The sequence below is a fragment of the Chlamydiifrater volucris genome, assembly GCF_902806995.1.
In the GTDB taxonomy this organism is placed as follows: domain Bacteria; phylum Chlamydiota; class Chlamydiia; order Chlamydiales; family Chlamydiaceae; genus Chlamydiifrater; species Chlamydiifrater volucris.
In genome coordinates, this window is the sequence record NZ_LR777654.1 from 803748 (window position 1) to 816889 (window position 13142).

The 13142-nt window shown below is 42.8% G+C and carries 7 protein-coding genes; 3 read left to right on the top strand and 4 right to left on the bottom strand.

Annotated features, from left to right (window positions below; translation table 11 throughout):
• Positions 1 to 445 precede the first annotated feature (445 nt).
• Genes gatB through gatC form a run of 3 tightly spaced genes read right to left on the bottom strand, consistent with a single transcriptional unit; the run spans position 446 to position 3736 of the window.
• Positions 446 to 1909: an Asp-tRNA(Asn)/Glu-tRNA(Gln) amidotransferase subunit GatB gene (gene gatB / locus KJA62_RS03310; RefSeq protein ID WP_213318958.1), complete on the bottom strand. Its 1464-nt coding sequence runs from the start codon at positions 1907 to 1909 to the stop codon at positions 446 to 448.
• 13 nt (positions 1910 to 1922) lie between these two features.
• Complete coding sequence (gene gatA / locus KJA62_RS03315; RefSeq protein ID WP_213318604.1) at positions 1923 to 3392, bottom strand: Asp-tRNA(Asn)/Glu-tRNA(Gln) amidotransferase subunit GatA; 1470 nt, start codon at positions 3390 to 3392, stop codon at positions 1923 to 1925.
• A 44-nt stretch (positions 3393 to 3436) separates the two neighbouring features.
• Complete coding sequence (gene gatC, locus KJA62_RS03320; protein WP_213318605.1) at positions 3437 to 3736, bottom strand: Asp-tRNA(Asn)/Glu-tRNA(Gln) amidotransferase subunit GatC; 300 nt, start codon at positions 3734 to 3736, stop codon at positions 3437 to 3439.
• Between the two features lie 292 nt (positions 3737 to 4028).
• Between gatC and KJA62_RS03325 the strand changes: the two genes are divergently transcribed.
• The 3 genes from KJA62_RS03325 (at position 4029) to KJA62_RS03335 (ending at position 11521) form a co-directional block, all read left to right on the top strand.
• Positions 4029 to 4283 carry a DUF378 domain-containing protein gene (locus KJA62_RS03325; RefSeq protein WP_213318606.1) on the top strand — a complete coding sequence of 85 codons (255 nt, stop codon included), beginning with the start codon at positions 4029 to 4031 and terminating at the stop codon, positions 4281 to 4283.
• A gap of 179 nt (positions 4284 to 4462) precedes the next feature.
• Positions 4463 to 8185, top strand: a complete 3723-nt coding sequence (locus tag KJA62_RS03330; protein WP_213318607.1) for a polymorphic outer membrane protein middle domain-containing protein — start codon at positions 4463 to 4465, stop codon at positions 8183 to 8185.
• A 21-nt stretch (positions 8186 to 8206) separates the two neighbouring features.
• Positions 8207 to 11521: a polymorphic outer membrane protein middle domain-containing protein gene (locus KJA62_RS03335; RefSeq protein ID WP_213318608.1), complete on the top strand. Its 3315-nt coding sequence runs from the start codon at positions 8207 to 8209 to the stop codon at positions 11519 to 11521.
• A gap of 74 nt (positions 11522 to 11595) precedes the next feature.
• Here the strand turns inward: KJA62_RS03335 and KJA62_RS03340 are convergent, their stop codons facing one another.
• On the bottom strand, positions 11596 to 13083 hold the full coding sequence (locus KJA62_RS03340; RefSeq protein WP_213318609.1) for a hypothetical protein: 1488 nt from the start codon (positions 13081 to 13083) through the stop codon (positions 11596 to 11598).
• Positions 13084 to 13142: the final 59 nt, after the last annotated feature.

Here is a 13142-nt window from a genome sequence, read left to right on the forward strand (position 1 = left end):
AAACTTCCTTGACAATCAGAAATAAATGTTAGAAAAGCTTTTTTTATTACCAAGGTTTCTGGATATTGTTTACAATGAAAGTAATGTTTATAGAGGACGACTTTGTTCGATAGTAAATTGTTAGATCCTGACTCTAAGAAAAAAAGGAAACCCAAGAAATATTTCCTCGGCAAGTTTAGGAGGGCCGACCGTTTCGTTTGGTTGCTACTCCTAATCCATTCTACTGCTTTGGCTTTATTCCTTTGGCTAGTGAAGAAGTAGGGCCTTTCGCCCTTCGCCTCTTCCTTGCTTGAAGGAGTGCTTCTGCATCTAGTGTCCGTGGAATTCACCTAAAGTTCTTCCTGCGTCAAAACCTTTCTAATTTGATGCAAAGAAACTGTGGGTGGCTTTCTTGGCTCTTCCCGATCGAAAAGGATGACTTGGGCTTCTTGCAAGAAGCTGTGTCTTACTGACCTATCTCCGCCAAGAGCAGCTGGTTAACCTTAGCTGGTGGAGCTTTTCCTTGGGTCTCTTTCATGATTTTTCCTACAAGAAAACCTAAAGCTTTTGTCTTACCATTCTTGTAATCTTGAACAGACTCAGGGTTGTCTCTGACGACCTTAACCACTATCTCCTTAATAGCTGATTCATCCGTCATAGGAAGCAGCGAAGGATTCTCCTTGAGAATATCCTCAGGACTTTTCTCTGGAGATGCTACCATCATGTCTGCAATTTCTTTGGCAATTTTCCCTGTCAAAGTACCTTCCTCTATCTTATTGACAAGGTCCATAACGGACTGTGGCGTTATCCCAGACTTTATAAGGGAACTCTCTGCATTTTTATACCTACCCGCAAACTCTACTGTAATCCAGTTAGATAAAGACCTAGGGTTTTTGCAACCCACAACAGCTTGCTCAAAGAAAGCTGCAACCTTCTTATCGCCTACTAGAATCCCTGCCGTTTCTTCTGCTAAAGCGTACTCTGACAAATACCTCAGATACTTGTCATAAGGAAGTTCTGGCAGAGTTTTACGAATATTCTCAATAAAAGCTTCTGTTAACTTTAATACGGGCAAATCAGGCTCAGGAAAGTATTTATAATCCGCTGCCGTCTCTTTGGACCGCATTAAAACAGTTTCTTTTTTTTCAGGATCCCAGCGGTAAGTGGATTGTAAAACCACTTTCTTGGGATCTTCTCCCGGCTGAGTAAGATATGCTGATACTTGCCGACGTTTCTCAACTTCCAAAGCTTGAGCCATAAAAGCAAATGAATTCATATTTTTGATCTCAACCTTATTGCGCAACTCACTGCTACCCTTAGGTCTTACAGAAATGTTCACATCAAAACGGACAGACCCTTCTTCCATATTGCAGTCGGAAATACCCAGATAGTCTATCAGAGATACCAAGGATGTTGCGTAAGCGACTGCCTCTTCACCAGAAAAAATACATGGTTTTGAAACTATCTCTATCAGGGGCACACCTGCTCGGTTGTAGTCCACTCCTGCAAAACTTCCAAAATGCTTTAGAGTTCCTGCATCGTCCTCAAGGTGCGTTTCTGCTAATTCAAAAACTTTCTCTTCCCCATTCACTAAAGCACGGACATGCCCTCCCCTTACAATAGGATATTCATACTGAGTAATCTGGAAGTTTCTCGGAGAATCGGGGTAAAAATAGGACTTTCTATCAAACCGACTTTCCATCGATACCTGTCCCTCAACAGCGCAACCAAAAAGGACCGCCTTCTCTACTGCTGCTTTATTCAACACGGGAAGCGTGCCGGGAAGACCTGTGCATACGGGAGAAATATTCGTGTTTGGCTCGTCTCCAAAACGATTTCTTGCTGAACTGAAAAGTTTTGATAATGTATTCAGCTCTACGTGTACTTCCAATCCAATTACAGATTCCCAATTATCATACTCTTTATCCATCAGCATACCCATCCTAAACCACAGAAAAATACTCGGCACAACGGTTTTTTATTTTCGAAAGCTCCTGAAAAGTGTAGGCAGCTCGACACAAATCCTTGTCTGATCCAATAGCCCCTATTAACTGCAACCCTAGAGGCAACTTCTCTTGAGAAGACAACCCAGAAGGAACAGATATTGCTGGCAGGTATGCTAGATTAACAGCCACAGTGTAAACATCTTGCAAGTACAAAGATACTGGATCCAAAACTTCCCCAAGTTTAAACGCCGGTCCAGCACATACAGGGGTCGCGATGAAATCACAAATTTCAAAAGCGCTGCGAAAAGCCCGGCATATCTTTTCTCTAATAGCTTCTGCTCTGCCGTAATACTCCTCTTTTTTGGAAGAAGATAACACGTAATTACCTAACAAAATCCTCCGAACAACTTCTTCTCCAAACCCCTCTATCCTAGAATTTTCCATCATATCCTTCAGGGTCTCTGCGGATCTGTAGCGGTAACCGTAACGCACACCATCAAAACGAGCCAGATTAGTAGCTGCCTCTGCAGAAGCCACCACGTAGTAAACAGAGACAGCATTTTTCAGTATGTCTAAATCTACCTCTACAATACGAGCTCCTTCTTTAGTAAAAACTTCTAGGGCTGCATAAAAGTTTTCTTTGGAATCATCTGACAAATCTTGAAGAAAAGACATAGGAACTCCTATCAACTTAGGAACTTCCAAATACTTGACCGCATCTGAAAAAGACTTACCATCAGAAAAAATATCCCCAGAAGTGGAATCTTTGTCATCTTTCCCTGCGATAACATCCATAGTCAAAGCAACATCTTCAACGGTGTTCCCCAAAGGTCCTATCCTATCTAAAGAAGAAGCAAAAGCTACTAACCCATAACGAGAGACTACTCCGTAGGAAGGATTAAAGCCCACAACCCCACAAAAAGAAGCTGGTTGACGGATGGACCCTCCGGTATCTGACCCTAAGGCTATTGGACAAAACCGCGCCGCTACTGCTGCCGCCGATCCCCCTGAGGATCCCCCGGGCACTCTCTCTAAATCCCACGGATTTCTAGTGGGGTAAAAATACGAGTATGCTGTAGAAGATCCCATAGCAAACTCATCCATGTTCAGCTTTCCCACGATGATCGCGTCCTCTTTTTCAAGGGACTCTACAACTGTTGCTGAAAAAGGCGCCATATAATCCTCTAACATCCACGAAGCGCAAGTAGTATGCAACCCTTTGACATGAATATTATCCTTGATCCCTACAAGGATACCTGCCATCTTACCTAAAGGTTCTCCGCGAGCTCTTCTTTCATCCAATTCTGCAGCCTTCTCTAACGCTCTACCTCTACAAAAGGTTATGAAAGCTCGTACTTGATCCTCAAACTTATGGGTCCGATCAAGGAAGTATTTCGTGATTTCCACTGCAGAAACTTCCCCCCGCAAAAAACTCTCTTTCAACTCAATAGCAGTTTTTCTGTACATGCCACACTTCCTCGTTCACACTTACTGACTGATTTATGGATCAATTACTTGATTACCGAAGGGACTTTTACTAAACCACCCACACTATCTGGAACGTTTTCTAAAAACCCTTCTCGAAAGTGCTCGTCTTCAACAATATCTTCCCTTAAATCTTCGGGCCCTACGGAAGCTCTACCAATGAATCCGGCCACATCACTCGTGTCCACCTGAAAAGACTCCTCAATAAGAGCTACCACCTTGTTCAGAGACTCCACAAAACCACTGATATCCTCGTCTTTTATCTTCAAGGACGCGCCTTTTGCTATATCCCGAATATCTTGTTCATTTAGGGGCTTATCGCTCATACTCAAGATCTCCTGACACCAGAGGTTTCAAAAACATTTCTCATTACTAAGGCAAAAATTTCGAATTACAGAACTAATGATAAAAAAAAATCAACACAAAACCCTCTTAGGAACTCCAACCCTAGAGAACGGAAAACCAAAGAATTAGACAGCGAGATTAATTCATCTCAAACAAAAAAGTCAATGTGACAACAAACAAAAAAGCTAGAAGTTTTTTGAAAAAAAATCTCCAATAAAATACATGAAAAAGTAAAAGACAATTGCTTTTGCATAAAATTAAGGAGATACGCCAATGTTAGGCAAGCTATTCCGAGGGCTATCGTCTCTCATTGTGATCCTTTCGGCCTTAAATATGGGTTTGATTGGAATTACCAATAACAAATACGACCTTATGACAACACTGTTTGGAGCCTCAGGATCTTTGCGCCTCGCTTACATTATCATCGGAGTTGCTGGAGCGATCTCCCTGTTTTATATGGGGCGTTCTTGCTGCAAATCACACCATAAAGGCTCTTGCAGCGCACACCACCACGATAAAAAAGACTAACCTTTTTTCTTCGCCTTTTCTGGGAAAGTTACGCAAGCTTTCCCTTTTCTTTCCTTCTTTCTCCCTCGAGAAAACAAAAAAGATTCCTTGGATTCAAAAAAATAGTTGATACGATTGCTTTATTTTTGAACTTCCTCTATGTATACCCTTAATCAGATACTTAACCTTTCGATCAAGAAATGAGATTACCTTTCAGTAGGATGTTGTTTTCAGCGACCCTGGCTGCTTACCTAAGCGCTTTTGCTAATGGTTCTGATGTAAAAGAAAATGAACCTCTTGAAAATCAACATTCAGAGATAAAAACACCTACTGAAACTAAGAACGGTGTAGAAGGGAAAGCTGTTTTAGAAGAACATTCAGACGCTGCAGATTCTTCACCAACAACCACTCTCCTCTCCGAAAGCAAATTTGGAGGATCTGATCCAGAAAAATTTCCTTTCCAAACAACAGAAAACGGAGCCATCTACTCTCTAACTAAAGGAATACGTTTATCAGATTTCAACGGAAACTTGCTAGCAAAGCCCGTGCCTGTGTTTACCAACAAACAAGGAGATTTAACTTTTGAAGGAAATGGTTTTTCTTTATTGTTTTCAAATAATATGGGACCTACGGCAGGTCTCGCTGTTAAAAATCCTTATACCGAAGCGCCCTCAGATAATGCAATTGGAGCCGTGGCAGCTGTAATACCTGTTGCAACCCAAGCTGATCAGTCTTCGTCAAAAAAAACCACATTCTCTGGATTCTCGTCTCTCGGATTCATCAACAACCAAGTAACCCTAAAAAGTGCAACAACTCCTGCTGAGCCAGCTGTTACTATGGCAAGCACCACGGACACAGAAGATCCCGCTTCCATAATCCATGTTGAAGATTTAACTTTTCAGGGAAACGGTGACATTATTTTTAAAGAAAATATTTCACCCGGAAGTGGAGGAGCTATCTCCGCCACAGCCAAACTCAACGTAACTGCAAATACTGGAACAATTTCTTTTGAGGGAAACGTCTCTACAGGAATAACTCCTCCTCCCTCTGGATCAACTGACGGGGCAAATGGAGCAGGAAGTGAGTCGTTAGCTTCTAGATCAGCCTCCCTCTCTACTAGCATAACTAACGAAGTTACGAATAGGGATACCCTTAAGTTTGCCACTTCTAAAGTTGCCGCAGCCGCCCCTACTCCATCAACCACTTCATCCCCCAATTCCACGCAGGCAGGAAACGGAGGAGCTATAGCTTTTGGAGTTACAAAAGAATCACCTGCAGAAGAAGCTCAACAGGAATCCGAAGAAGAAACCCCTTCTCCAGGACTGTTCGGCGCAAACTCCTCAAGTATAAATTTTTCCCAAAATATAGCTCACGGAAAAGGAGGCGCTATCTACGTAGAGAAAGGGCCTTTCTCTTTTGAAAACAATCTAGGACCTATTACCTTTGTTAACAACAGAGCCTCTAGTGGAGGTGCCATCTACACGCAGGATTCCTTATCATTTTCTGGAAACAGGGATATTATTTTTTCCGGCAATATAGCCTCCTCCTCTACTATGTCAGAAGGGAATGGTGGGGCTGTTTGTTTTAAAGAGAACAGTATTCTTTCTGAAGCGGTAAAACAATTGGATGTCTCCCCTCCCACTAAATCCGTTTCTTTCTCAAAAAATGGATCCATTGTTTTTCAAAGAAATATTGCTTCTGGAAACGGAGGAGCTATTTCTGCAAAAACTCTCTCTTTCACGGATAATGGACCCATTTTCTTTCTTAATAATACCGCAAATCAAGGTGGCGCTATCTATGTTGATAATCAAGGAACTTTAACCTTATCGGCAGACAAAGGAAACATTATCTTTTTTGGAAATACAAGCTCTACCCCAAAGGTTGTTTCAGAAACTCAGCTTACTCTTGATAATCAAGAAAATTCTAAACACTGCAGAAACGCCATATATTTGGATGCTGGGTCCACGTTTAATTTGAGAGCGTTAGCTGGCAATGCTATATGCTTTTATGATCCCATTGTTGTGAAGAAAGCGAACGGCGGACTCCAAGCTGTTACAGTTTTGCCTACTCTTCAAGTTCTCTCGGAGAAAACCCATTCTTCTAACTCCTCCCTTGTTATCAACGCAGACCCCGTTTCAGAAGAGGAAGTCGAGAAAGCTAACCTCAAAACACCTAAAGCTCTTCAGATATCTCCTGTTTCTCATCCTTTGTCCGGTTCTCATTGCAAAATTCTATCAATCGCTCCCAACACTGAAACTGATCTCACTGAAGAAGATGTAAGTGTTCATCCACAAAATGTTATCACTAAAAATTCAGAAGAAATTCCAACTGTTCGTGCCCTTACAGAAGAGGCTCCTGCTCCAGATTATTCAGGAACCATCGTATTTTCTGGAAAAGGATTGTCTGAAGAAGAAAAAGCCAATGTGAATAATCTAACTTCCATCATAGAACAGGACGTTACGCTAAATAAAGGAATATTAATCTTAGAACAGGGAGCCATTCTTAAGGTAAATAAGTTTACTCAAACTTCTGGAAGCCATCTTGTGATGGATTTAACAAGTCAGATAATTGCAACAGATACAACTAATGGTTGCATTACACTGCAAGACTTAAGCATTAATTTTGATGGAATCTCTGAAAGTTCCTCAGGAGCAACCCTAAAGTGTGAACAACCTTTAGCCAGAGAACAATCGATCTCTCTCCCCACTGCAATTACCATTCTGGATCCTAAAGGCTCTCTATACGAGAATCATAGTCTTTCCTCTAATCACGACTTTACGGTACTTAATATTAATCCCGAATCATTGGCACCAAACCAAAGAAATATAACAAAATTCGAAGGAGCAATCTCCTCCCCCTATGGATACCAAGGAACATGGTCCATTTCTACAGGAGAAAACGAAAGAGCTAGCACCCCTATAAAGGCCAAATGGAATTACACAGGATACATTCCCAGTCCAGAAAGGACACCCTACCTATCAGTATCTAGTTTATGGGATTCTCATTTAGATTCCCGGGCCGTTCGAAGGGCGATAACAACCAGCTCTAGTGCTGGAAGGTTCGATTTAGTAGACGATGGCTTTGGACATAGGACCTGGGCATCGGGGTTGGGAGTGTTTTTCCACCAAGATTCCAGAAAAGATCAAAAGAGCTTCCGACACTTGGCTGGGGGTTATGCCGCAGGGCTAAGTATAAAAGCTATGAATGGATCCATAGTCACCTTCGGATGGGGACAACTTTTCGGAAAATCCAAGGATTATCTGATCTCTGACAACAAAGAGTTAGCTTCTGTAGCTGCAATGAATCTCCAGCACCGCGCCTACTTATCTAACCGTTCCCAGCCTGTCCTTTCAATTACAGGAAGTTACGGAAGAACTGACAACCGACTTGTTACAAAATCTCCTGTCTTTGGAGAACTTAAAGGAAGTTGGAGAAATTTATCTCTGGGGGCTTCTGCAGAACTTAAAGATTTTGCTGTCCTTGCCTCTAAACATTTATTATTTTCACCATTTTTGAAAACGGATGTTACTTACGCAAGAGGAGGATCTACCACGGAAAGCGGAACTGAAGGTAGAAAATACACTCTAGAACCTCTTTACAATGTTTCTGTGATTCCGGGAGTTACAGCGTTACGAAGAACTAAATGCATTGAAGAAGGAGAAGAAGTCTCTGAGTTGGACGTCTCTATATCTTACGTTGCCGACATATATAGAAAAAATCCTTCTGGAACGGCCACTCTACTGGCCAACAATCACACTTGGTCAGTAAATGTTTCCAACTTGTCTAAACATGCATTGATGGTACAAGCAGATTCAAAGACCCGACTTTCTCCAAGATGGTGGGTTATGGCCAATTACGCCTTTGAATTACGAAGTTCTTCTCGCTCACACAACGTGTATGCAGGAACTAAAATTAGCTTTTAAACTAAGGAACGGTATTAAATGATGCCTATCTCCATAAAAAGATTATCTTCCGTATACGCTTTGGGAATGTTATGCAGTTTCCAAGCTTTTGGAGATCCTTTGCCTCTTTCCGAGCAAAAACTGCCTCTCTACGTAACAGGAAACGGGACTTTCTTTTTATCAGAGAATACTAGCATTGTAAACTTTGACGCCTCCTTAAGTACGACAGCCCTTCTAGGATCTACAGAAAACTTTTCTATTGATGGCAAAAACCGATCACTATTCATAAGCGGTTGCCAAGGCCCTCAAAGAGGTATCCCTTTGGTTCTGGCAGGCACTTTCTCTAGCCCAGAAGATAAGAAACAACGACAATCACCATCCAACACTTCATCTTCAATGACCTTAAGTGGTTTGCATACTTTCTCCTTCTTAAATAACACTACTTTCTCCACAGAGGGAGTCATCAGTGCGGGAAGTATCAATTGGAATAACAACAAAAACATCGTCGTATCCAAAAACACTACAGTAGCTCTTCCGTCCACGCCTAAAGAGGAGGAGGAAGAGGCTGTAGAATCTGCCGCCGAAGAAGAGGCTTCTCCAACACCTGCTGGAGGCATAGTCAAAGCTAAAGAAAGTATTTCCATAACAAACACTTCTGACACAGTGTACTTTGGAGAAAACTCCTCAGATTACGGAGGGGCTTTACGAATCGAAGAAAAAACTAGCCCACAACCTCCGGAGACACTCACCACTAATGGTGTTACTTTAATCAGTAACAATCCTGGTTCTGTCTCCTTTGAGGGCAATAAAGCTTCATCCTCTGGTGGGGCCATCTTTGGAGGTTCAGCTTTCTTCACCTCTAACGAAGGCTCCATACAATTTCTACGAAACTCTTGTACAGGAGCTGCATCCGAATCAAATTATTTGGGATCTGGAGGAGCTATCTCCCTTCCCAGCGGACTAGCTGCTTTTCAAAATAATGGTGGATCCATAATCTTCACCAAAAATACAGCCACAGGAGACGGTGGTGCTATTTACGCAAAAACTTTCCAAGCTTCAGGGAACACCGGTACTATGTTATTTGCAGATAATACATCTGCAAAAAAAGGTGGAGCAATTAGAGCTGAAATTGTTTCTATAGAAGCTACTAGCAATGTTGTTTTCTCCAATAACATTGCCTCTGGAGACGGTGGAGCCATTCTTGTTGATTCCTTAACATCAAATGGAACAACAGGTACGGGAACAACTTCTAATGGCATAAAATTACCGGGTTCTTCCTTGTCTCTTTTTGCTAATTCCGGTGATATCATCTTTATGGGCAATATCGGAGCAGCGGGCACTAGAAACGCTATAGCTGTCGGAGCCTCCACTTCCATAAAACAACTTTCTGCCAATGCAGGACATACCATTGCTTTCTATGATCCGATAACCGAAGTTGTTTCTCAACCCTCCGCTGTATCTACTTTTTCAAGCACAGATTCTGCGCTAGTCCTTAATGATGGAACTTCTGGGAAAATCTTGTTTTCAGGAAAGTTTGCTCCCAAAAGCTCTACACCTGCAGAGAAACAAACTAAGAATATTTCTCTGGCCAATTCGAAAGATGCTCAATCCAAAATCAATGCAGCAGTGACGCTGGCTGGAGGGATCTTAGAAATTACTGAAGGAGCCTCTCTAGAAGTGTCCTCTTTTACCCAATCTGGCGGTCACCTAGTTCTGGGCTCTGGGTCCACACTTAAAACGGCTTCTGAACCTACTTTAACCAAAGTTTTCATAGATCTATCAACCTTCCCCAGAGAAGATTCTACCCCAGCAACAATAGAAGTAACAGCATCTAACGCAGCTGGATCTACTCATACCCTTACTACTTTGGAGGCTGAAAAAGAGATTCCTACCCCTGCAGAACATACTGCTTCAACCTTGGAACTCTCCCCTACGCCTTTACCAACGACGAAACCTAGTGAAGACCCCTCAAACACAATAGTACCAGGATCGGTCTCGGATAGACCCGCTACTTTGGAAGCTACAAATTCTGAAGAAGCGCCCTCTACAGTGGCAGGTGGAAGTCATCCATCGAGTACTACTCTTCTGGTTTCTCCAAGAACACTTTCTGTAAGTGGAGTAAGGGTCGTCGACACCGAAGGATCTAATTATTACAACAAAGATTGGAATAAGTCTCATAAAGTCACAATTCTTACAGCCTCAGGAGAAAATCTTACAATAAGTGCTATGCCGGAAACTCAAATCCGGTCCGGCACTGACTACGGCTACCACGGCACTTGGACTATATCCGAAGCAACAAATGGAGAAAGAACCGGCACTACTAAAACTATCCAAGCACAGTGGACTCCTGACGGCACATTCTTCCTCCCCTACAATCGAAGGGGAGAGATCGTAGCCAACACCTTATGGAGTACATTATCGGCTGTGGATGCTTTTGCTACCACCGCCTATGAAAGCCCTTTCGAAGCTTACGAAGGTAAAAGACTCGTTGCTGAAGGGATAGGTTCTTTCCTGGTGGGAAAAACAGAGAAAGATAGCGAGCGTGATGGTTTCCGATTTGAAGGAGGAGGCTACGGTGTCTGCTTCGGCTCCAGTTACAATGGGTTCTCATCGGGAGTCGCTTTAGGACAAATCTTTGGAAAAACAAGAAGTAAGTTGTATCCGTCTAAGAGCACAGAAAACGCCTTCTTGGGCACTTTCTATGCGGCTGCTCCTATACCTTTCTTGTTCAGGGAACTGGAAACTGTAGCCTCCTTCGTTTTGGGATATGGATTTGTAGAAAACACTTTAAAAACAGACTATCCAGAAAACTCTGTCTTCACAGCAATGAAAACTTCTGAAGGAAAATGGGATAACCGAGGGGCTATCTTACGCATTCGATTCACTAACTGTCTTCCTCCAAAGCATTTTGATGCCATCACTCCCTCTTCAGGTTTAAGGGAAATCGCCTTTTTCTTTGGTCCCGAGCTTTCTGGCGTTCGTCAATCCTCCTTCATAGAACGAGGAGCTCCTGCTAGAGCTTTCCAAAGGGGTAAAGGATTTGTCATTTCCCTTCCCGTAGGGATTGCGTATCAAGCACACTTGCATGTAGGGAAAAATGCTACCCACATCCGTACATCATTCATGTACAAACCTGATATTTACAGAGATAACCCTCACACCCGCTTAATGCTGTTAGAAAACGGTAGGGAATATAGGGTTGATGGGGCTCATTTACCCAAAAATGCTTTTCGTCTAGACGCCCAAGGCGCAACGAAGATTAGTAATCACTTCGAATGCACTGCAGGGTATAGCTTCGAGGGTCGCAAATCCGTATGTATGCATAGAGCTTCGGTCACTCTGGGTAGAATTTTCTAAAAAAAAAACACCAGAAGGATTCTTCTGGTGCTCTCCTGTACTTCCAAAAAGTACTTTTTTTGAAACACTTTTGACTAAGATTTTTTCATACCTCTATCAAACTGTTTCCAATTTCTTCCTTGAACGCGACTTAGCATCTCTTTCGTTTGCTTTTCAAGTTCACTCATGACTTTATCCTGAGCGTCCATCTCCCTTTTGGCTTGACGCTCAGTTCTAGGGGCTCCCCTTTGACCTAGGGCTTCAAGAGTATGCTCTGTTGCTTCTAATACTTTCTTCTGAGTAGAAACTACAGCTTGCATAGAGACCGTAGCAGTAGTGAGCTTACCAAGAGAATCTTTCGAAGTGAGCGGGGTAGCACGCCCCCTAACGGCTGTGGTAAGACGTTCTTCCACATAAGACCCCAGACCTGGTTTTGAGGTTACTACTTTTGCTGTTATTGGACCTGAAATTTTAGAAGCTGTCTCTTTGTCCTTGAAGATGATTTCGGCGTACTCAACTTCTTCTCCAACACTGGCTTTTTCCAAAGTTACCGTTTTGGTTTTTGCGTCATAACGGACAACGAAATCCTCCTGGGGTCCTAAAGCCCCTTCTCCTCCCTTTGAGAAAATCCTTGCTAAATCTCTAGTAAGTTTTTTTAGTCCCTTATCAAACTTATCAATAGCTTTTCGAGCATCCTTAGCAACCTTTTCTAACCTACTCCTGCCGCTTTTCCACTCTTTTTCTGTCTTTGATGAAGTTTTTGCCGCTTTCTTGCCAGCGTCGATGGCTAACTGAGCGTAAACCACTCTCTCGCCCCTAGGTCCCTCAGAAACTTCTAATCCCGATCCACCGCCAAGTTCCATCAACGCTTCAGCTTGCTCCATTAAGCTATCACTTAAGTCCTCTGTGGAAGAAGAGGAGGAGGAAGAAGAAGACCTAAGCCCACCAGTTTGAAAGAAAGCTCTAAGATCCTCTACTACCCTCTCTGGCAACTTGACAGGATCATAGCCTCTGGAAGCTCCTTTTGGCGAAGCTGATCCGGCTCCCAGATCCACGTACCAGGTTGTTTTAGAAGCTTGTGCTTTCTCTTTTTTCCCAGAGAATCCTAGATAGATGGTTTTACCTGTAGCGCTTACTTTTTCTTTTAGCCTTCTGAGTTTTTCTGCTACACGAGCTCTATGACCCCTATCTCCGGAAGCAACTCCTGGGATATCCCCTTCGGAGAAAGACCTAGAGACTCCGGCTCCTTCTGAAGCTTCCGAGGATCCATGACCATGGATATCTCCTTCGGAAGCAGATCTACCCAAACCTGTTTTGATACGAGCACCTAAACTTTTGACACCTCTAGCAAAATTGCCTCCGGCTTTTTTGGCTGCACCGATAGCCTTACGAGCGGCTCCGCCTACTGCCTCTTTAATGCCTCCGGATCTAGAACTCGATGAAGATGAGGAAGATGATACACTTTCGGAATCAGAGATTTCATGATCCCCAAGACCACCTTTTCTGCTGGGTTTTTTAGATCCAGGAGACTGAAAAGGAGGAATTCCACCAGTTCCCCCGCTACCTGATACTCCGCTAGTCATATTCCACCTACAAAAACTTTCTAAAAATAAAACTAATTTTTATAAAAAAATTTTATAAA